The organism is Bradyrhizobium sp. CB82 (genome assembly GCF_029714405.1).
GTDB lineage: Bacteria > Pseudomonadota > Alphaproteobacteria > Rhizobiales > Xanthobacteraceae > Bradyrhizobium.
In genome coordinates this window covers 47,357-68,569 of record NZ_CP121651.1, presented here as the reverse complement: position 1 = coordinate 68,569, position 21,213 = coordinate 47,357, and the positions used below count along the sequence as shown (strand labels likewise).

Genomic DNA, 21,213 nt, shown 5'->3' with positions numbered 1-21,213 from the left:
GCCACACTGATGATTCCAAAAGGCACGGCGTTGCGACAACAGATGGTTTAGGTTTCTTTGCCAGATTGCGCACCTGGTTCGAAGGGGTTTGCCATGGCATTTTCGAGGATAACGGCAGCATTTTTGGGCCTCTGCCTTGCGGGGGTGAATGCCGCTAGCGCCGAAACACGTAGGCTCGACATCGTCGGGACCGGAGACGGCATCGATGTCCTGCGCGCCATCGCCGCGAGCTTCATGCAGCAGGACGGATCGGCACAGGTCGAGGTCCCGCCGAGCATCGGTTCTGGCGGAGGCATCGCGGCCGTGGGGTCCGGTAAGGCGATCTTAGGGCGCGTCGCACGCCGCCTGACCGACGCCGAAGCGGCTTCCGGCATCGTCTACAAGGCGATCGCCCGCCTGCCCTCGGCTTTCATCGTCCATCCCGGCTGTGGAGTGAGTGCCGTTACGAGCGATCAGCTCGTTGCGATCTATTCGGGCCGCCTTACGAATTGGAAGGAGCTGGGCGGAGCCGATATGCGCATCCGCGTCGTGCGGCGCGAGGACCAGGACAGTACTCTCACCGTGCTACGGGCCAGCATGCCCGGCTGGCATGATCTCGAGATCACCGAGAAATCGAAGACGGCAACAACCACACAGGAAGCGATCGAGACGGTTCGCGATGTTCAGGGCGCGATCGGCTTCGGTCCCTTCTCGCGGCCGTTGGAACAGGGGCTCACAGTGCTTCGCGTGGATGGCCACTACCCGACCGACGCGGATTATCCCTCGAGCGTGGTGCTGGCGCTGATCTATTTAAACACGTTGCAGGATCCGGACGCCTTGGCCTTTCTACGCTTTGCCGATGCGCAGAAGGCGGCCGACGTCATCACCAGCCTCGGTAGTCTGCCCGTCAAGCCGTGAGCCGGCCGGGGCTCGACGGCCGCCGGCGCTGCCGAGCTCGGCATCGGCTCACAGACCGGGGCGATGAGGCTGCTCCCGGCTTCGCCATAGACGGGTGATCTTGTCCATCAGCGATGGGGTTTGAGAGCTCGGCAGGAAAGGATCGGCGTAGCATTGCGCATTGGCCGAGCGCGCCTTGTTCTTCACGATCTCGACGAGACCAACGGGACCGGCGACGTAGACCGTATCCTCCAGCCCGAGCAGGGGCAGGTAGTGCGATGGGCGCCCAGGCCTGATCGGCAGGGTAGACCCGACCTCCGTCGTCGCAATGACGTCGCGGACACCGTCGTCAATCAGCCACTGCAACGAGGGAAGCATATAGAGATTATCGGCATCCCGGCTGCCGGCGACGACCGCCATCTCGCGGTTGCGCTGGGTCGAGCGCGCCGAGCGGGCGAGCGCCCAAATCGGGGCCCAGCCTGCTCCGCCGGCGACCAGCACCAGCGGTCCCTGGCCCTGTCGTAGATAGGCTTGTCCGAAGGGGCCTTGCACATGCGCCGCATGGCCGGGCCTGATGGCTTTGCCGAGCTGCCCCGACACCGTGCCGTCGGGCAGGCGCCGGATGTGGAAGACGAGTTCGACTTGCTTGAAGGAACCATCGAGCCTGAAGGTCGGACTGAACTCGCGTGCAGGATAGCCGGAAAACTTGACGCGCACATATTGGCCGGGCCGAAACTCGAGCGGCGCTGAGATCGTCAGCACGACTTCGGCGATCTCCGGCGAGAGCTCGTTGATCTCGGTGACGGCGCCCGCTCGCTTCATCGGTAGCGGCAATTCTTCGAATTCGATCTCAGCATCGCCCGCGACTGCGGCCTGGCAGGCGAGCACAGTGCGGCCATGGCCCGAACCGCCGTCATCGACCGAGCCCGAAACGACCGTCACCCGGCAGCTCTGACATTGTCCCGATCTGCAGTCGTGTGGAACGAGAATCGAGCAGCCGAGCGCCGCATCGATCAGGCTTTCGCCAGCGCGGGCTTCGACGAGCTTGCCGTTGATAACAAGCCGACAATGCCTCTTCATCGCGAGGCCTCTAGGCGCTGCGAATTTCTGCGAGCAGGCCGCTGCTGGCCGAGCCAAAAAGCGATCCGCGGACGAGCGCGAAGCCATGTTTCAGCGCGGCCGCGCCCTAGTGGCCTCTGGTCGAACACGTCGCCCCCATGAGACGTCTATTTCTGCGTGACGACACGCACCGGGCGGTTATGGCTCGCATGCCGCGTCTGTGTATGATCGAAGACAGCGACCCACATGTAGAGATCGTGGCCTGGCACGAACGCTTCGTCATATCTGCCATCGCTTTTCATGTTGCGCGTCAGCTCGAGTGTCCAATGTCCGTTGCTCCATCTTGACACCCCGGTGACATTGGCCCGCTCTCCGTCGTTGTCGCCGGCAATAATCACGCCGGGCAGGATCGTGCCAACGGGAATCCTCGCGTCGGCCTCTGGAGTGTAGCGTTCGCTCTCCCAGTCGAACATGTACCAGCGGCCGTTCTCGTCGTCGCTGCTGTTGGGATTAAGATCGAATTTGCCGAGAGCTGCGACCTGCGCTTTCCAGTCCTTGGGAAGCCGCAGAACCGTGACGGGCCCTTTGTCGTTCTTATGGATGAACTTGAAATTATACGAATAAAGAGAGCGACCAGGCTTGTTCCAATATCCCCCCTGGTAGCGGGCATCGTAATTTTGCTCGTCCAAGGTCGGGGCGTAGGGCGGGCCGATATATTGGCTGTCGACACGCCCGAGCATGCCTCCCCGCGATGCCTTCCATTGCCACATGTCTATGTAGCTGCCATCCGTCGTGTAGTGGAAGCCCCGGCCGTTGATCGGCATCGGTTTGCCGGGCAGCGGGTTGGCGCCGAGATCCGTCGCGCCTGCGCCGCCGAGCGATGGATTATCCGAGAAGATGACCGCCAGTTTATCCTCGTAGAAGTCTATGGCGTCTTGCAGGCCCGCACGCTCGTCGAGGACATGCCAGCCATCCTCTTTCTTGATGATCGGAATGCGGCGCAGGGAGCGCGTAGGATCCTCCCAGCGGAAGGCGAAATAGATCTTTTGACCGTCGTGCAAGGCGCGCACCTCCACGAGCGATTCGCCCGATCCGCCGAGATTGGCACCCTGCTGCGTGCGGATGAAGACGGGGCGCGCGCGCGACCAGGCGGGATCGCCCATGACGCCGTCCGGCTTGGGCGCGTCGCTCACCCTCGCGACGACGAGCGTATCGCGCGTCGCCCAGTCGAGCCCGGCGACGCCGCATGCGACTGCCAACCCGATTGCAGCGGCGACGAGAAGAGGCCTCGGCCGCACGGCCTTGGTAATCGCGAGCCGCGTCGGCCGAAACACGCGGAAAATTTGCAGCCAGCCGCCATAGAGATAATGCGCGGCGACATGCGCGAAAATATAGACGAGCGCGACGAAGGCGGCGGTCGAGTGGAGATAAGCCCACCAGCCGCCATACCCGAGATACATCATTACGCCCGTACCCGTGAGGAAGATCACGAGCGCATAGACGAACCAGTGCAGGATGATGTTGACAGCTCCCCACTTGAGGCGAGTCGGAGCGCGCATCGCGAGGATCCGCGTCTTCTTGGGGCTGTTGCGCTCGACGAGGCCGCTGCGCGCGAGGTAGGCAACATAGGCCGCCCCGCAGAAGAACACGGCGAGTCCCGCGAGGAAATGCCAGGAAAAGATCTCGCCCTGCGGCAGGACCGGAGCGAGCCATTTCGAGAAGGGGGCGTGCAGCGCGTCCGCTGCGATGCGTATGCCGGTAACGAGGCTCACGACGAACGCGAGCGCGGTCGCCCAATGGAGCGTTATCGTCCCGACATCCGTGCGTGGCGGGCCTTCTCGAGTCTTTGTTTGAGCGAGGCTTCTCTCGGTCAAGGCGTCGGCGTTCGTTCGAGCGGTGACATCGTTCATTGCATAAAGCTTATCCACGGTAAACCAGCAGAGCTACAGCATCCACCTTTTCGCTTCTGCCAGAAAAGCGGACTGCTGCGAACAAGCTACCTCGAGATATCATAAGTAACTTATCAAGTCTGGCGAGATTGCTCGTTTCGACAACTCGTCCCCAGTCGGCCGTCCTTTGGACGTTCGAAAAGGCGCGAGCATCACGAGGTTTCTGCGGGATTTCTGGTGGGCAGGTTTGCTTCCCTTGGTGACACCCTGCCGGTCGAAGACGATCAGGCGGCTGTTGGCGATGGCAACGCGGTTGGTGTAGCGCGATAGATAGGCGAGCATGGCCTCGGGCCCGGCCGAACGGCCGCTTGCGTAGACACCCCACTCCGCCTTGCGCAGTGGCGCCAGAAACGCTGCGAAGCACGAGGCGCAGCAGCCTAACTAACGAATTAAGCAAACGGCAGCTTTACGCTATGCTAGCTGAGGAGGTCAGAAACACTGGCTAGGAGCTCATCGCGACATCGTTGCGTCCGTGAGCGGTTCAGGTCGAACGCGTGCAGCTATTGTCGACAATTTCGGGGGTGTTGGTCAGGTTTACGCTAGCAGCTGCCCTCCTCGCCGGCTCGCAGTTTGACCCGTTGCAGACGTGGCTTTGTCTGTCGATATCCGTCTTGGACCAGCCGTAGGGAAGTTCCGCGCCCTGATCGAGTGGTCGCTATCCCGATAATCGGACATTCTCAACGCAGCCAAGAGGGGATGTCTCAAACACGCCGCTGCAGTTCTGAGCATTACCTCAACGCGCGCTGAAGGTGAGCCCGGCGCGCTCCTCCAGACGCTTGCGCAATGCCGGCCCCATCAGCGCCCCCGGCGTCCAGATGCCGCCCTCGCCCTGCACGTCGCGCACGAGGCAGAGAGCGCTCTCGGCGATCATCTTGCTGGTCGAGCCGTAGCCCGGATCGCGGTCACCCGTGACGACCGCCTCGACCCGTCGGCCATCCGGCAGCTCGCCCAGGAAGAGGATGTCGTAGAAGCCCTGCTCGCGTTCTTCCCGAGTCGGCCCTCTGCCGGGTTTGAGACCGCCGGTCCCGAACAAGGAAACCACCGTGGCAAACGTCTCGGTCGTCACGCGACCGATTTCCCCAAATCCCGGCGCGACCATCATCTCGTCGTAAACGAAGTTCGTGCCGTAGAGATGACCCAACAGGAAATTCGTGCGGTGCACGTTCTTGGTGTTGATCGGCGCCATCGGGAACGGCACGAGCCACGCGTTCATGCTCGGGTCGTATTCGGGGATGAGGCCGGACGGCTGGGACGGCCCGGTGAACCCCGGCGTCAACGCGAAGGGATCGGCCAGCAGCCGGATTAGGGCCGGGTCGCGCGCCGCGGCCGACAGCGTCGCCCGAGCGCTCGCCGCGGTGCCGCCCGACATGCCGCCTTTCACCTTGCGCAGGCGGGCTTTGACCCGCCGCGCCGGGGGCCGAATTTCTCGCGCGCCTTCTCCTGCAACGTGAGCACGCCGAGATCGAACGGAATGGAATCGAAGCCGCAGGAGAAGACGATGCGCGCGCCGGTCCGTTTCGCCTCTTCGTGATGGGCGTCGATCATGCGCCGCATCCAAGCCGGTTCGCCGCACAGATCGACATAGCCAGTGCCCGTGGCCGCGCAGGCCGCTACTAGCTCGGGACCGTAGAGCTGATAAGGCCCGACCGTCGTGATAATCAGGGCCGCACGCTCGCACATCGAACGTAGGCTGGCCGGCTCGCCGGCATCCGCCTTCACCAAAGGCAAATCGTCCGGTGCACCGATGTCGGCACGCACCTTCTTGAGCTTGTCGGTCGAGCGTCCCGCGATCGCCCAGGACGGCGCATCGTCGCCGCGACAGGACGTCGCCAGATACTCGGCGATGAGACGGCCGGTGTAACCCGTCGCACCATAGACGATGAGGTCGAAGTCCCGCTTCACGACGTTGGTCCTCCTCGAGACTGGGGAGAGCGCTGCCCCTTTACTATGACACCGTCAGGGAAGGGGCCCGACTTCGCCGGAACGATACGTTCGGAACGAATCTTCGGGCCACCGCGAGCACGCGGCCCTCGCAGCTTTCCAGCGCGATCTTCTGGGCGAGCATGATGTCTCCGATCGGCAGATCGCCAATCGGCAAGAAACACAACCCAGTCTTCAGGCGATTTCTCTCGTCGAGCTCGCACACGTTTGTCGCCGAACCCGGGTAAATCCTGTAGAGCTTTCCGCTCTCGCTCCCGATGACCTCGAAATATCCATTCTCCGCGAATTGCTTTTGTTGGGACGGCGACAGCCACTGCCGCAGAAGTCGCAGCGACCGGCCTTCCGGCGTCGATTCGGCGCCGTGTCTGATTAAGAGGGCCCCTATGGCTCTCCTACGCGAGCGTTCACTCGCCCGAAAGGGCGTAAAGCGCAACATGGCGCGGCCGGTTACCCGCCGACTAACCTTGGAAAGAACAGAGTTTCTTCTGCATTCGGGTCGAACGATCGGATTTGCGAGACCTGACCCGGCCCGGTCCTGACCGCGGCGGCGAAGCCGATATTCGTCAGCTCGTCGAACCGCTGCTCCGCCTTCGATAGTTCCTGTGCGTCCTTCGGGTTGAAAGGGTGACGGCTGTCGCCGGTGCGGTCCATCACGATCTGGATTGCCATGATTGCCCTCCCTCGCATTGCTGGATGACCAAGGACCTTGGCCGAGTATCCGGCGGAAATCTGGCAGTTTCAAGAGAAGAAGACGCCGTCGCGAACGTCGGGCTTGCGTCCATAGCGAGGCTGAAACCGAATAGAAGTGCTGTCCCGGTGGCACCCTACCGATGGTCATGAGTTTCCTTGGATCCATTTTTCCGGCGATCGGTGCCATCATGGTCGTTATGGGTGCGAGATGTCTCGACTGCGGGCCGCGTCGGCCTAAGGCGCTCCGTCAACCCAAGATGATGGCGTTCAGTTTCCGGATTTGAGTTTCCGCCACGATGTCGGCCTGGTCTCCAACCAACGGACATAGTCCAGCATTGGCTTCAGGTCCGGAGACGGCCAAAAAGGCAGCCTTGCTCTGCTCCAATGGCCCGAGAAAAGGCTTGATCGGCCGCAGGGCGTGAATGGCCAAAACCATCCACCTCACAATCGGCGAAATCATTTAAGTTTACCGAATGCGCCACGCCATCTGCTGCGGCGGAGCAGCCAAGCTTCGCCGGCGCAGCACGCGGCTGCCGGGACAGGGGGTATCGGGAGCAGGCCAGGAGATTGGCGGGATTATACATCAGAATGTCCAACATCGCCTCGACCATCGCGATCGCAGTCGAGCAGCAGGGATCTGCGACCCAGGAAATTGCGCGTAGTGTTCAGACCGTTGCTCAGGGCGCCGAGGAGGCGGCCTCCAGCGTCAGTCAAGTTAATCGTGGAGCGACGGAAACTGGTGTCGCCTTTCGGCGGCAAGGGGCATTCTGCCCGCTGGCATCGAACAAATGTAAATTCGTCGCCTACTACCGCGTATCAACCGATCGCCGAGGCAAGAGCGGCTTGGGCCTCGAAGCGCAGCGCAAGGCTGTCGAGAACTACCTCAACGGCGGCCCAGATCGTCGGCGAATTCAAGGACGTCGAGTCGGGCAAATACTCCGACAACCGGCCGGGTCTGGAAGCTGCCTTCACGGCCTGCCGTCTCATCGGGCAACGCTCATCATTGCCAAGCTGGATCGCTTGTCGCGTGATGCCCATTTCCTGCTATGGCTGCAGAAGGTCAAGGTGGACTTCATTTGCTGCGACGACCCGCACATGACACCGCTAACGCTCGGCATCCGTGCCGTCGTGGCGCAGCACGAGAGAGAACTGATCTCGACGCGCACCAAGGACGCGCTGGCTGCGGCGCGGCGCAAAGTCAAGAAGCTTGGCGGCCGCCGCTACAAGCTTGAACGTGATGCCAAGGGCGAGGTCGTCAAGGACGGTAAGGGTAAGCCGATCTACAGCCGCGTGCTGGCTAAGGGCTCAGCCAAGGCTCGCGCCGCTGATACACGGGCGCTGCAGGAACGTGCAGCGATGCGGGCTGCCGATATCGCACCGGCGATCAAGATCCTGCAGGAGGCTGGCGCAACGACACTGCGAGCCATTGCCGATGGATTGAACGCACGCGGCATCCCCACGGCGCGTGGACCAGGCGATTGGTCGCCGACGCAAGTGAGGCGCGCGCTCGAACGCCTACAATAATCAAAATAGTACTCGCTACCTCCCCTAGGTACCATGCCTACGTCGAATATAGGGAGTACACCCCCTGCAATGAGCATGGGACAAAAGTTCTTGCCCCGCCAGAGTGGCAATCCCTGTGGGCGGCGGCGACGTTTGACCGAAGCCTTCATTTCTGATTTTCAGGCGATCTGGGAAACAGCGCGTGGTGAACGTGTCGCACATCTGAACGTGTCGCACATCTGTTGTCCAGCGCGTGCTTGCGGCCGCCTAAGCCCTCGGCTCAAATGAAAGAGGCCCTAGAGGCGTTCGAGGACCATCTATGAAATCGCCCGTCGTCAAACGATCGATCGTCGTCGCCGGCCACAAGACCAGCGTCAGCATCGAAGACGCCTTCTGGAACGGCATGAAGGAGATCGCCGGCGCGCAATATGACGCTGTCGGAGCTAGTTGGAGAGATCGACGGCAATCGCCAGCAGGGCAACCTATCGCCAGCGATACGCCTGTACGTCCTCGACTATTTCAAGAAACGCGCCGTCGCCTCACCAAATCATGGACGCGATCATTAGCAAGCCGATCGCTGCCAGCGACCAGGTCAAGTGTGTGCAGCAGCCACGGAAAGTCGCGCGTCATGGGTCGTCCCCGTCCGAGAAAGGACGGCCCGGCGAGCCCAAGCCGGGAGTCGCAGCCAGGCTTCGCCAGTGAGAGAAGATGCCCAGGCGCGAAAACGGTGGGCGGCCAACGCCCTAGAAGGTTGATCCAAATCAAGGTAATCCCGCGGGAGCTGCGGGCGCGCATCGCCCATGCCGCGGCCCAGACTGGCTCCGATCCGCAGATCGCGTCCCCCTTTTCACCGCACCAACGAAGCAGCGGCGGGCTGCAATGCATCGGCGCCGAACCCTTCTGGCGGATGCCTGATGTGCCAGACCAGCGCAGCGGCGAGAACAATGGTGGCCGCGAGATTGTTGCCCCAGGCCTGCAAGACCAGGGGAAACAGCGGCAGCGACAGCAACATGAGAAGGCCCGCAACGGCCAGGGGCGCGCGCGGGCGCTCGTCGAAGGCGGCGCGATGCATGAGTACCGTCATCGGGAAGAACAGCCACATGAAGTAGTATTGCCGCGCCAAGGGTGAGGCCACCGTCATCAGGCAGAACAGGATGCCGAGCTCCTCGGCATCCGAGCGTGGCGTGCTCAACCGCTGTGGCGGCATCACCGCGAGGAAACCAAGCCCGAGCGCCGCCGATACCGCGAGCACGATCCAGTTCGCGGTCTTGTAGTCGACGTTGATCAGATTCATCGTGCGCGGCGGCTTGCTGGGCTCATCCTGATTCCAGTTGACCGGCCGCACCAGACGATGGGTCATGGCGATGATAGACTGATTGACCCACGACCAGTTCTGCTCGTTGCGCTGGCCAAAGCCCTTTTCCGAGCTCGACCCGACCATGCCCTGATACCACATCGCAAGTTCGGCCGCGTTGCGCTCGAAGCCGCGGATCGGCGCCGGCGCGACATAAAGAAGGATGCCGGTGAAGGCGATCGTGCTGACGATGGCCGCCCACTTCTGCCGCCAGATCAGATAGGGCAGCACCGCAATTGGAAACACCTTGATAGCGGTGGCGAGCGCGAACATGAAGCCCCCGAGCCAGGACCGCTGATGCTGCAAGCACCAGAAGCCCCACAGCATCATCGCCAGCAGGACGAGGTTCGGCTGGCCGAGGTCGAACATGTCGAACACGAAAGTCACGGTGACGAAGGCCGGCAGCGCTTCGAGCCAGGGACCGGGCTTGCGGCCCGATCCCGTCATGGCATTGGAGAGTATCCCCGTGTACCACCATGCCGCTACATTCAGGATCGACAGGACGGTGTAGAGCGCGATCTTGCCGAACCAACTCGGGAGCGCCAGCAGGATCGCCGGCAGGGGCGGATAGATGAAGTCAAACTGCTGATGGATGTCGCTGGGATAGAGCGGTCCACCGTGCAGCACCTGCTGCCCGGCCCAATACCACAGCGCATAGTCCTTGGTCTTGCCATGGCCGAAGATTTCCGGACCGAGGACGTCGACGGTCAGGATGAAGCAGCAGAACAGGAAGAGCAGGTCGAGCGGCGCACGCAGCGACAGACGCCTCGGCGCATAAGGTTTGGGTAACTTGTCGGTCGAAAACACGGTGTGTGGTCCAGCCCGGTAATGGCATAGGGACGTAGCAGACCGAGGGAGGCTCCCGCAAGGGTCGACCCGGCGCTGGCCGCGGCGCGGCTTCATCGCCCTTTCAACGTGGTCGAAGGCCCAGCATAGATCGCGGGTGTTCCTTTGTAACACCCCGATGCATCAAGATTCGTGCCACCCCGGCGCCGGTCAACACGGCCCCCTCCCAAAGGGTATTGCTGTTCATCCGGCCGATGGCCGTTACAGCCTCTTGCGCCTCATGCAGATTGTAAGCGTCTCGAATGCCGTCCCATGCGGTGCCGCGCTTCTTCCTGGTCATGCCCGCAATATGCCGTCGGAATCAGACGGGCCGCAACCTTGGCGGCCCGTTTTTGCGTTAGCCGGACGGCCCTCTTCAGGCGCGCCGACGTGATCGCTGTCCCACGATCAACGCCGCGTAGGCGATGTCCCGATGCTGTCGACAACCAACGTGTAAGTTTCCAATAGTCCATCTCCTCGCGGCCAAGCAGCCCGGAGACTAGTCGAGTCTCACCCGGGCCGGTCCGCACCTGAACCGGGAAACCGGAAATCGGGTCTGTGCGTTGTGTGCCGGGGTATCCCTCCTCGCCAGAGGGCATCCCCTCTCACTGGGCCCCAGCCGAATCGCAACGCCGGCTGGCTTAATTGGCGACAACACAACGCCGCCTGTTCGAAATAGCTACAGGCGGCGTTGTCCAGCCCCGGGAGGGAACTAACAAAATCCCGGACGATGGTCAGCCTGCACAGAGTATGCCAATCTTTTGTGACACTCGCGGACCCCGGCCAACGCCGTAAAATCGCCGAGCGCTATGCGGCTGGCGAGACCATGGCTGAGTTAGCGGCCGACTGTGAGGTCGGTGAAGCGACGATCTGGCGCGGCTTCAGCCGGCCGGCTAGACTTTAACACCATCTGAGTTGAGCTATTCGGATCACGCGTCGCCGCGGTGATTCCGACACAAAGGCCTCAGCTGGCGCCAGCCCCTAGCTGAGGCCTTTTCGTTGGAACCAATGTCCACCTTGGCACTTACGTGACTCGACTCCGGAGGAGCCGGGCCGTGGCCGAAGAGAAGGAAGCGGACCTCCCAAAACAACAGACGCAGGACCACGGCCCACGTTGCCCAACCTGCGCGGCCTTCCCCAAACTCACCCATACAATTTTGGACACTCGCAAGGGGGTCACCGTTCATCTGTACCGCTGCGACAAGTGTGGCGAACGCATCTGGAACGATTAAGACCAAATCGCCGCTCTCTCAGCTTTCCCCTCGGCTATTCCAAACACACAGGTCGCTCGCACTGATGTGACCCAGAAACAAAACGACCCCAGCCAGGGGGAAACTGGGGCCGTAGGAGTTCAACCCGCCTTCGGTCATGGTGTCAGGCAGGACCGAAGCATGAGAACGAACACCGCCCATTGCCACCTGTTCCTGGTTGCCACGACGAACGAGGGGTACCTCTTTAGGGTCGCTGCAAGGTAGTCTCTTCACACTCGCAGCACCGCGACCATCCCGCAGAGGAGCCTCAGCAGCGCCGGTCAGCCTAACCTACGTTAATCTCGGAGTTGAAACCGAAGGCGTGTATTCATTTTTGATCCGCGTGATCAAGGCCGCAAGGGCGTGTGCTTTACGCTGCACAGGCACCGATCAGCGCGGCGCGAATTATGTCTTTCATGAGCAGCACCCGTGCCCTCCGATATCGCAGATTAGCGCTCGCTTCTGGCGACAAGGCTAACACCGATCTGTTGCTTAAGCTCGCGGACGAATGCGATCGGGGGATTCTCTGCACCGCTGAATGGAGGTCAGCCCGGCTATCCTACAGTAGCTGGCAGCCGCCAAAAGAGGATGACGAGCAACGGTTTGCATGGGGCCCATTGAATTACGGTTGAAAGCCGTCCGAGCAAGGCCGCCCCGACGAATCGAAGCGGCCCTGTCTTTTGTTACCGCCTTAGCCGGCGGCATGTGCCGCCGGGCCATCTCCGATGTGAACGGTTCGTAAAATTCCTACCGCCGGTCTATGCGTTCGGCCGGTCTTCGCGAGCAATTTTCGACGAATACGCAGAGGTCTGCACACCGGATCGAAAGCACGGCGGATCACCTGCGATCCGCTCGGTCGGAGGTCGAAATGAGCTTGTCGGCGGTATTTGTGCGCAAAAGCGCAGCCCAAAGAAGCTTCGTGGCGCTCCGTTGGTTGCAAAAAGTGCGGGGTGCAAATTGCCATTCCAAACCGAACCACGAATTCAGCATAAAATGCACCGCCTGCGACCACCGCACCTTCTATAGCGAGTCCGATGTTGTCGTGATGCTAAAGAGGACTCCAGCGTGAGCTGGCGTAGAAGCTGGTCGTAGCCTTATCACCATCCACAGAAAAGCCCGCCGGATCACGTCCGGCGGGGTCCGCTCCGGCTTGGCCGTTGAGCGGATTTTTTGTTTTCTGGATGAGGTCGATCACTGGTGCGCGTCCGCTATTCTTGCGCTCGCCCACCGCAAGCTGGGGAAAACTTGCCGGTGCGTCAGCGCATCTGCATTTTTCGAATCGGCAATCCGTGCTCGCTCTGACGTAAAGGCTTTGAATTTCTGGGCATGTACGCGTGAGCCAGTTTGTCTCAATGCTTTTGCTTGCCACTGCCCTGTTTCTGACCTTGTGCGCCGGGGTGGCAGCTTGGCGCCTTTCGATCGAGAGCAACGTCGACATCACCGGCACGATCCCCCATCAGGAATACGGCTGGAGAGCGAGGACGAACAACTGAACGCCCTTTGCGCGCTCAACAACGGAGGTGCCAATTGAGCATCCTCTCCGAAATGCAATATCCGCACTGGCTGATGGTCGCCGGGACAGTTACTGGTTCTTCGGGTTTATCGGTCTAGCATTTCGACGCAGGCGAATGGGGAATGAGATCGGCTGATGACGGGTCGATGTCGGGCTGTAGGCGAAGATCAAATGACTCATCAACCCATCGCATCCCGCTTCGTCTTGAGAAAGGGCGCGGTGAAGGGGAAGTGGATGATCTGGGACAGACAGATTCGCGGGCCCGCCAGGTTGGAACGCGGCTTAGCTTGCGAATTGTCAGAAGAGCAAGCTCGGCAGCTGCTGGGACAGCTGAGAGGGCCCCGTAACAGCTCCGATCAGGCGGAATGAGATCCATCCCCTCCGGGGCGCTTCGGCGCGTCTATCCCGCGGGGAAAACAGCCGCGCTGCATTTCCGAATCAGCGAAAGCAGTCCTATTCCAATGGGCTGGGCTTCCGTGGGATGGCATCATGCAATTCAGCCGCATCATCAGTCCCCTGAAGGATCTGGAAGTGTGGAGCGCGAGCAGCGGCGGCTTCTCGTTCGTGATCAGCCATGAGGCCCCCACTGGCCCCGGCTTTCACGGCAGCTCCGGTTACATCGCAAGCTGGCGTCCCCTCTACGAGAACAAGTGCGCGATCAAGGTGGGCGGTTCGCCCTTCAACACCTTCGCCGATGCCGAGAATGCGTGCGAGGCTTTCCTGATGCACCTGACGCGATGACAAACGCCCGCAGGTTGCGGAAAACTGCCTCCGCTGGGGGGAAACCGGATATGTACAAGTTTGGAGTTGTTGCGCTGGCTGCGACACTGGCCGGATGCGCATTGCAGCGCGCGGAGATCGCTCAAGACGCGCGATCGCAGATGGTCGGAATGAGCAAAGAGCAGGTTTTGACCTGCATAGGCGCGCCAGCAAGCAAGGCCGCCGAGGGCGCCACCGAGGTTTGGGGCTACAACTCCGGAAACGGGATGACGGTTGTCGATGCGAGCTATGGCCGCTACGGCGGCACAACGGTCGGCACGAGCCGATTTTGCAACATCAACGTCGTGTTTGTCGGCGGCCAAGTCTCAGCTGTGAACTATACAGGGCCAACCGGCGGTCTCCTCACCGCTGGCGAGCAATGCGCCTACGCGGTCAACGCGTGCGTCAAGAAACAGTAGCTGGTCGTGGTCGGGCTGAAGGCGAAGGCCAAATGACTGACCAGCCCACAGTTTCCCGCTTCGTCTTGAGAAAGGGCGCGGCGGAGGGGCAGCTGACAGGAACAAGTAGCAGCTCCGATCGGGCAGAGTGAAATTCATTCCAGGGGGCGCTTCGGCGCGCGGGAACGTTTTGGCCAAACGGCGCCTCGCCGGCACGAGGCCAGCCGCTCTCATCCAACTCGTTGCGATCGGCGCCACTCGCAGGTCGTCAGCGCCTTTGCAACGACTCTATGCCGAACTCTACAGAACATAGTGAAAGGACGCTCCGCCAGACCGCGCCCGAGGCTACTATGACTGCCGCGAAGGCTTGACGGATTTCGATGTGTTTTGCCTTTCGGACATCCGCCCTTCCGCCATGGGCATACCGAGCGGCATTCGCATCGCATATTCCAGCAGTACCAGGTCCTTCAAAATCGCCAGCGTCTCGCGTGAAGACAGGCCACTGACCGCCTCCTCAAAAGTGTCGCTTTCCTCAATCCTTGCGCGCGCAACCGCGAGGTCAACATCGACCGTCCCGGACTTGCGAGGCCGCGGCACCAGCGCCTTTAGACTAGATGGCGCCTCAGGAGTTCAGGATTCTCTCGCAGGTCGGCCAGCGCACCAGCCGACTTGAGCGGGGCGGACGCGGCAAGCTCACTCGCCCGGGCCAGGACTGTGGGCGGAATATTGTCTTCCGGCGTCGCAAACAGCCGTGCCATGCTCGTCGATGCCGACGTGACAATTCCGATCGGAATGGCGAGCACGAGGCCCAGGATCATCGGCGACATCCAGAGCAACAACGGAACTGAACTGGCCGCCATCGCGATCCCGCTCAACGTCGGCACCGCCAATTTGCGATAGATTTCCTGCCGCGCGACGCCGCGATCGCTGCGACGCTGGACCTGCCAGCCCGCATCGTGGCCGAGCAGGATCTCCATCACCGCCGCGGACTGGAAGATCATCATTGACGGTGCGATCAGCGCGGCAAGCAACGTTTCTGCAACTACCGCCAGGAGGACGCGAAGCCCGCCACCGAAGGCACGCCGTTCCGCGCGCCGGACGAGCAAAGCGAGATATGCCAAGAGCTTTGGGAGAATGAGGAGCCCCATAGTTCCCGCAAAGACCCAGGTCGCACGCACGGGGTCCTGTGCCGGCCAGGTGGGAAACAGCGCAAACCCCTTGGGGAAGTATTCCGGTCGCACGAAATAGGCCTGCAACGAGATCATGATTCCGAGCAGCAGAAAGATAAGCCACAGCGGCGCCGTCAGATAGGCGCCGATCCCGGTTAATAAATGCAGCCGCGACACCCAGTGCAGACCGCGCGCTGGCAGGACGGTGAGGTGCTGGAGATTGCCTTGACACCAGCGCCGATCACGCGCGGCAAAGTCCAGAAGTGACGGTGGGACCTCCTCAAAGCTGCCGCCGAGATCGGCTGCCATGAAGATCCCCCAGCCGGCACGCCGCATCAGTGCGGCCTCGACAAAATCATGGCTCAGGATATGCCCGCCGAACGGCTTGCGGCCGTGCAATTCGGGAAGTCCTGCAGCTTGCGCGAATGCCTGCACGCGAATGATCGCGTTGTGCCCCCAATAGTTGCTTTCGCAGCCGTGCCACCAGGCATTTCCAGCGGCAATCAGCGGACCATACAACCGGCCTGCAAATTGCTGGAGGGGGGCGAACAGGGTGCGTCCGTTGACTATCATGGGAAGCGTCTGGATGAGCCCGGCCTGCGGATGAATTTCCATCGCATGCACCAGCCGAACGATGCTGTCCTCGCTCATCACACTGTCAGCATCGAGGATAATCATGTGGTCGTACGCACCGCCGAAGCGCCCGACCCATTCAGCAATGTTGCCGGATTTCCGGGCGGTATTGTCGGATCGGTGCCGATAGAAGAGATGGCCGGCGCCACAAGCCCGCTGCAACTCAAAAAATGCGAACTCTTCACCGGCACCAAATTGTGGGCCGGAGATTGCGTTGCCGCCTCAGAACTGCATGGTGCCGTGACGGCGGAAACGTCGTCTTTGTCTGAGCGCGCTTCTGAAGCCATTCCGCCCGATCCCAAGCAGTGATGCCCGCCATGGTCGAGATCGCGCATGGCGAAGGAAATCAAACGGTTGCGTAAGCAGGCTAAAAAAGCTGCGCGCGCCGCAAAGGCAGTCGCAGATCCCGAAGTTTCCGAGCAACTGCAGGCCCTGTCGCGCGCCTTCCAAAGTCAAGCCGACGTTCTGAAATCGAAAAAGAGAGCAGGCAAGAAGCGCTTAATCCGTGAAAAACGGCCGTAGCACGATGGGCGATTGGTTGGCTAGACAGGCTTCTTTCACCGATTTTCCCGTCGAAAACTGGATGCTATTGGCCTTCGCCGCTGCCGTGGTTGGAATCGCTTTCATTTGTGGCCGGTGACTGCTTCTGCCTGGCGACAGCCGGCAAGCAGACCCCTTCAGGGGCCATCTACGGGCCGTCTGAGATTATCCGATTGAGGTAGACGGCCGCAAGCTGGTGACGCTGCGCGACGCCGGCTCTCTCTATTCGAGCGGTTGATCGTCCTCCGTGGAATGTGAACGAGCAAATGTCACCGCCGCCGTAATCCTCCTCGGGCAGTGGTTGCTGCCGCTTATACCCGAGCGCGGAACGACAAACCGATTCCCAAGCGCCAGAAATCGCACGGTTGATGAAATAATCGACCGCAACAATCGTGCGTTCTACCAAAGAAGCTGAGAAGTTCATTTGCGATATCCACACTCGCTGAGATGGCCCAGCGTTGGTCCGGCTGGTCCGAGACTGTGGTGCTCTAAGGAGCATGTTGTTTTTGACTGGAATCGGGATTGAACGAAGCCGCTGGCGCGGCATGTAGGGAGGCATAGCAAGGATTGCCTCCTGTCTGAGAGGATTGCGGGTTTTCGCAGCCCAACCCTTTAGACAGGAGGTTTTCCGATGGCTGAGATCAGCCCACTTCGCCGCCGCATGATCGAGGACATGACGGTCCGCAATCTGTCACCGGCGACGCAGCAATCCTACCTCAACGCCGTAGCGAAGTTGAGCCGATATTTCGGTCGTTCTCCGGACCGCCTTGACCTGGAGGATATCCGTGCCTTCCAGATTCATCTGGTTGCGACAGGGATGTCCTGGCCGGCGCTGAACCAGATCGTCTGCGCGCTGCGGTTCTTCTACGGTGTGACGCTTGGTCATGACGCCGTTCCGGAGCGCATCGCCTATGCGCGTAAACCACGCAAACTGCCGGTCGTGCTAAGCGCCGACGAGGTCGTTCGCTTCCTGGAAGCAATCCCGAGCCTCAAGAGCCGTACCGCGTTGACCACCGTCTATGCCGCAGGCTTGTGCGTATCGGAAGTGGTCCTCTTGAAGGTTGTCGACATTGATAGCCAACGGATGTTGATCCGGGTCGAGCACGGCAAGGGCGGCAAGGACCGTTACGTTATGCTCTCGCCGCAGCTTTTGAGGATTCTGCGGACGTATTGGCGGCTCACTCGGCCAAAACGATGGCTGTTTCCCGGCCGCGACGACGAGCGTCCGCTCGTCCCCAACGTGCTGCACGCCGCCTGCCGTTCAGCCTGTGCTGCGGCCGGCTTGAGCAAGTCGGTGACAGTGCATACGCTGCGGCACACATTCGCGACCCATCTCCTGGAGAACGGGGCCGACGTGCGCATCATCCAGGTGCTGCTCGGCCATGCCAGTCTGGCCAGCACGGCGCGCTATACCCAAGTCGCCACAAAGACCATCAGCAATACGCCAAGTCCACTTGACCGGCTCCGCCTGGAGGTCGTGCCGCCCGGCTGAGCGGACCTGATGGCTCCGGTTCTGGAAGTGGCGGATATCTTCCGCCGCCACGGCGAAGCGTTTCGGCAAGCCCGTGCCGGGCATCTGGGCCGCGTCGAGCGGCGCATCATGGGTGCGATCACGTCGTGCCGGACGGCTGTGCTCGGTGGCCACCTCGAGCAATGCGACGACTGCGGTGCCACCCGCATCGCCTACAACTCCTGTCGCAATCGGCATTGCCCGAAGTGCCAGGGCTCGGCGCGCGCGCAATGGCTTGCCGAGCGACAAGCCGAACTCCTTCCCGTACCGTATTTCCACGTCGTCTTCACCATGCCGGCCCCCGCTGGAGAGATCGCCTTCCAGAACAAGGCTGTCGTCTATGCCATCCTGTTCCGCTGCGCGGCCGAGACGCTCGCCACCATCGCGGCCGACTCCAAGCATCTTCGGCGCTCAGCTCGGCGTCACCGCCGTCCTCCACACTTGGGGCCAGACCCTGCAACACCATCCGCATATCCACTGCGTCGTGCCTGGTGGTGGACCTTCGCTCGACGGCACGCGCTGGGTCGCTTGCCGGCCCGGCTTCTTCCTGCCAGTGCGTGTCCTCTCCCGGCTATTCCGCCGCCTATTTTTGCAAGAGTTGCAAGTTGCCTTCGCGGCTGGCGAGCTGGGCTTCTTTGGCGCTCTCGCCCATCTTGCCGATCCCGCTGCATTCGCCGCGCGCCTCAATCAACTTCGACGGATCGACTGGGTCGTCTATGCCAAGCCGCCATTCGGCGGGCCCGAACAGGTGCTGGCTTATCTCGGCCGCTATACGCATCGCGTCGCCATCGCCAACAGTCGGCTGATCTCGCTTGCCGACGGCAAGGTGAGCTTTTCCTGGAAGGACTATCGGCAGAATCGTAAAGCCAAGGTGATGACGCTTAAGGCCGATGAGTTCATTCGTCGCTTTCTCCTGCACACCCTGCCGGACAGCTTCCACCGCATCCGCCACTACGGCTTCCTAGCCAATGGCGGACGCAACGATAAAATCGCTCTCTGCCGTCAACTCCTTGCTGTCCGCAACGCTCCGACGGATCGAGAAGCCGGCGACGATCCCCTCACCAAATGTGAGATCCCCGTCTGCCCGCATTGTGGCGGCACCATGCGGCGCGTCGATGTCGTCCCGCGAGCCTGCCACGACCATCCGTTTCGTTGTGATACGTCATGACCAGCGCCTGCGCTGTCCACCCCTTTCGGGATCACCTTCGCGGTGGCAACGTCCGAAGTCGCCGTGGCCGCGCTCGTCACCGAACACCTCGCCAATCGTTCGGCCACGCATCCCAGCGCAGCAGATCGCTCGCTGGATCGCGCCCTTGGCCCGATCAATCGGGCCGCTCACATCCAATGAATGTCTCGCCGACGCGCGGCGACCACAGCCGCGCATTCCCCGCAGCAGCACCCGCGGCACTATCCCCATAGCGCCCACAACTTCGCGGCTTCGTTCAATCCGGCTTCTATGAGGTCGCACGCTACGACAGGCGCGCGGCTGGCCTTTGCCCCGCGACTGGCGGACGCAACGATAAAATCGCTCTCTGCCGTCAACTCCTTGCTGTCCGCAACGCTCCGACGGATCGAGAAGCCGGCGACGATCCCCTCACCAAATGTGAGATCCCCGTCTGCCCGCATTGTGGCGGCACCATGCGGCGCGTCGATGTCGTCCCGCGAGCCTGCCACGACCATCCGTTTCGTTGTGATACGTCATGACCAGCGCCTGCGCTGTCCACCCCTTTCGGGATCACCTTCGCGGTGGCAACGTCCGAAGTCGCCGTGGCCGCGCTCGTCACCGAACACCTCGCCAATCGTTCGGCCACGCATCCCAGCGCAGCAGATCGCTCGCTGGATCGCGCCCTTGGCCCGATCAATCGGGCCGCTCACATCCAATGAATGTCTCGCCGACGCGCGGCGACCACAGCCGCGCATTCCCCGCAGCAGCACCCGCGACACTATCCCCATAGCGCCCACAACTTCGCGGCTTCGTTCAATCCGGCTTCTATGAGGTCGCACGCTACGACAGGCGCGCGGCTGGCCTTTGCCCCGCGACCTCACAGAACCCTCAAGATTCCCAGAAGGGTTGATTTCTGATTCAAAACTCCGTGCTGGGATACGGAGGCCAGCATGGATGACGCGACCGTACTCGGAAGACATTCGCGAACGGGCCTTGGCACGGGCTGACGCGGGCGAGACAGTTCGTTCGATCGCAGAGGCGCTCCAAATCAGTCCCTCCTGTGTGACGAAGTGGAAGAACCTGAGGCGGGACACCGGAAGCCTGGCCCCCGGCAAGATCGGCGGCCACAAGAAGCGAGTTCTGTCGGACGCCAACGCCGACTGGCTGCGCAAGCGTATTCGCTCGGGGCCATTCACCTTACGCAAGTTGACGCAGGAACTGGCCGCACGCGGGATCAAGACAGACGTGCGGGCGGTGTGGACTTTTGTTCACACCGAAGGGTTAAGCTTCAAAAAAAACAATTCATCCCACCGAACAAAACCGTCCCGACGTCGCCCGTAAACGGACCCGCTGGAAGGCGCATCAAGGCAGGATCGATGCTTCGCGCCTGGTCTTTATCGACGAGACCTGGATTAAGACCAATATGGCGCCGCTGCGCGGCTGGGGACCCTGTGGGCAGCGCCTGCAAGCATATGCACCTTTTGGTCATTGGAAGACCATGACCTTCATCGCGGCGCTGCGTCACGACCGCATCAGCGCGCCTTGGGTCATTGACTGTCCCATCAATGGCGAGCTGTTCACGCTCTATGTCGAAAAGGTGCTGGCGCCCACCCTGACAAGGGGCGAAGTCGTCATCCTCGACAATCTCGGTAGTCACAAGGGCAAGTCGGCCCGCGACGCCATACGCGCCAAGGGAGCGCATCTGCTCTTCCTGCCGCCCTACAGTCCAGAGCTTAATCCGATCGAGCAAGTCTTTGCCAAACTCAAACACCTGGTCCGAACTGCCGAGCCTCGTGACGTCGAGGCAACCTGGCGAAAAGTCGGCGAACTCCTCGACCTCTTCTCTGCCGAAGAGTGCGCCAACTATCTCAAAAACTCAGGCTACGTTTCCGTATAAAAACATCACGCTCTAGGTCACGGGCCAGGTGGGTCACGGGCCAGGTGGGTCTGGAACAGGCAAAGGCGCTCGCTGAAGCCGCGTTTGTGCCAGGCTTGCGGCAAGCGCAGCGCCATCCTCAGGGGCGGGAGCGAGCCGAGAACGCGACAGGCGACGAGAGCCCGTTGCAAATTGGCAGCGGG

Annotated in this window: 15 protein-coding genes and 5 pseudogenes; 10 read left to right on the top strand and 10 right to left on the bottom strand. The window is 61.5% G+C overall.

Annotated elements, in window-relative coordinates; all coding sequences use genetic code 11:
* The first annotated feature begins 93 nt into the window (after positions 1 to 93).
* Positions 94 to 897: a substrate-binding domain-containing protein gene (locus QA640_RS44090; RefSeq protein ID WP_283043589.1), complete on the top strand. Its 804-nt coding sequence runs from the start codon at positions 94 to 96 to the stop codon at positions 895 to 897.
* 48 nt (positions 898 to 945) lie between these two features.
* Here QA640_RS44090 and QA640_RS44085 read toward each other — a convergent pair whose 3' ends face one another.
* From QA640_RS44085 to QA640_RS44055, 6 genes and pseudogenes are all read right to left on the bottom strand, one after another.
* A complete protein-coding gene (locus QA640_RS44085; protein WP_283043588.1) occupies positions 946 to 1,956 on the bottom strand; it encodes a 2Fe-2S iron-sulfur cluster-binding protein in 1,011 nt (336 codons plus the stop codon).
* Positions 1,957 to 2,102: 146 nt separating this feature from the next.
* Positions 2,103 to 3,707, bottom strand: coding sequence for an ethylbenzene dehydrogenase-related protein (locus QA640_RS44080; RefSeq protein ID WP_283043587.1), 1,605 nt, complete (start codon positions 3,705 to 3,707; stop codon positions 2,103 to 2,105).
* Positions 3,708 to 4,082: 375 nt separating this feature from the next.
* A pseudogene (locus QA640_RS44075) lies at positions 4,083 to 4,244 on the bottom strand (transposase); the annotation flags it as partial.
* Between the two features lie 373 nt (positions 4,245 to 4,617).
* A pseudogene (locus QA640_RS44070) lies at positions 4,618 to 5,786 on the bottom strand (saccharopine dehydrogenase NADP-binding domain-containing protein).
* 486 nt (positions 5,787 to 6,272) lie between these two features.
* Positions 6,273 to 6,494, bottom strand: a complete 222-nt coding sequence (locus QA640_RS44060; protein WP_283043585.1) for a hypothetical protein — start codon at positions 6,492 to 6,494, stop codon at positions 6,273 to 6,275.
* 268 nt (positions 6,495 to 6,762) lie between these two features.
* Entirely contained in the window at positions 6,763 to 6,951 is a 189-nt protein-coding gene (locus tag QA640_RS44055; RefSeq protein WP_283043584.1) for a hypothetical protein, read from the bottom strand.
* A gap of 152 nt (positions 6,952 to 7,103) precedes the next feature.
* On the opposite strand from QA640_RS44055, the gene QA640_RS44050 reads away from it, so the two are divergent.
* Together QA640_RS44050 and QA640_RS44045 are read left to right on the top strand one after the other, a co-directional pair.
* Positions 7,104 to 8,039, top strand: a complete 936-nt coding sequence (locus QA640_RS44050) for a recombinase family protein (RefSeq protein WP_283043583.1) — start codon at positions 7,104 to 7,106, stop codon at positions 8,037 to 8,039.
* Positions 8,040 to 8,337: 298 nt separating this feature from the next.
* Positions 8,338 to 8,584: pseudogene (locus QA640_RS44045) on the top strand (ribbon-helix-helix domain-containing protein).
* 281 nt (positions 8,585 to 8,865) lie between these two features.
* On the opposite strand, the gene QA640_RS44040 reads toward QA640_RS44045, so the two are convergent.
* On the bottom strand, positions 8,866 to 10,179 hold the full coding sequence (locus QA640_RS44040) for a glycosyltransferase family 87 protein (protein ID WP_283043582.1): 1,314 nt from the start codon (positions 10,177 to 10,179) through the stop codon (positions 8,866 to 8,868).
* Between the two features lie 748 nt (positions 10,180 to 10,927).
* Between QA640_RS44040 and QA640_RS44035 the strand changes: the two genes are divergently transcribed.
* On the top strand, positions 10,928 to 11,101 hold the full coding sequence (locus QA640_RS44035; RefSeq protein ID WP_283043581.1) for an ECF-type sigma factor: 174 nt from the start codon (positions 10,928 to 10,930) through the stop codon (positions 11,099 to 11,101).
* Between the two features lie 1,394 nt (positions 11,102 to 12,495).
* On the opposite strand, the gene QA640_RS44030 is transcribed toward QA640_RS44035, so the two are convergent.
* Positions 12,496 to 12,885, bottom strand: coding sequence for a hypothetical protein (locus QA640_RS44030; RefSeq protein WP_283043580.1), 390 nt, complete (start codon positions 12,883 to 12,885; stop codon positions 12,496 to 12,498).
* Positions 12,886 to 13,449: 564 nt separating this feature from the next.
* Between QA640_RS44030 and QA640_RS44025 the strand changes: the two genes are divergently transcribed.
* The gene (locus QA640_RS44025; protein ID WP_283043579.1) at positions 13,450 to 13,701 is read left to right on the top strand and encodes a hypothetical protein; all 252 of its coding nucleotides are present in this window, start codon (positions 13,450 to 13,452) and stop codon (positions 13,699 to 13,701) included.
* 101 nt (positions 13,702 to 13,802) lie between these two features.
* A complete protein-coding gene (locus tag QA640_RS44020) occupies positions 13,803 to 14,138 on the top strand; it encodes a hypothetical protein (protein ID WP_283043578.1) in 336 nt (111 codons plus the stop codon).
* A gap of 327 nt (positions 14,139 to 14,465) precedes the next feature.
* On the opposite strand, the pseudogene mdoH reads toward QA640_RS44020, so the two are convergent.
* Positions 14,466 to 16,105 (bottom strand): annotated as a pseudogene (mdoH, locus tag QA640_RS44015) (glucans biosynthesis glucosyltransferase MdoH); the annotation flags it as partial.
* A 147-nt stretch (positions 16,106 to 16,252) separates the two neighbouring features.
* Here mdoH and QA640_RS44010 point away from each other — a divergent pair.
* Complete coding sequence (locus QA640_RS44010; RefSeq protein ID WP_283043577.1) at positions 16,253 to 16,441, top strand: hypothetical protein; 189 nt, start codon at positions 16,253 to 16,255, stop codon at positions 16,439 to 16,441.
* 166 nt (positions 16,442 to 16,607) lie between these two features.
* Here the strand turns inward: QA640_RS44010 and QA640_RS44005 are convergent, their stop codons facing one another.
* Positions 16,608 to 16,883 carry a hypothetical protein gene (locus QA640_RS44005; protein WP_283043576.1) on the bottom strand — a complete coding sequence of 92 codons (276 nt, stop codon included), beginning with the start codon at positions 16,881 to 16,883 and terminating at the stop codon, positions 16,608 to 16,610.
* A gap of 207 nt (positions 16,884 to 17,090) precedes the next feature.
* On the opposite strand from QA640_RS44005, the gene QA640_RS44000 reads away from it, so the two are divergent.
* The 3 genes and pseudogenes from QA640_RS44000 (at position 17,091) to QA640_RS43990 (ending at position 21,031) form a co-directional block, all read left to right on the top strand.
* Positions 17,091 to 17,951, top strand: coding sequence for a site-specific integrase (locus QA640_RS44000; protein WP_283043575.1), 861 nt, complete (start codon positions 17,091 to 17,093; stop codon positions 17,949 to 17,951).
* Between the two features lie 6 nt (positions 17,952 to 17,957).
* A pseudogene (locus tag QA640_RS43995) lies at positions 17,958 to 19,137 on the top strand (IS91 family transposase).
* Positions 19,138 to 20,088: 951 nt separating this feature from the next.
* Positions 20,089 to 21,031 (top strand): IS630 family transposase gene (locus tag QA640_RS43990; RefSeq protein WP_283043574.1). Its coding sequence is split into 2 segments (ribosomal slippage): positions 20,089 to 20,424 and positions 20,426 to 21,031, totalling 942 coding nucleotides; the frame shifts between segments, so codons are not numbered across the junction.
* The last annotated feature ends 182 nt before the right edge of the window (positions 21,032 to 21,213 follow it).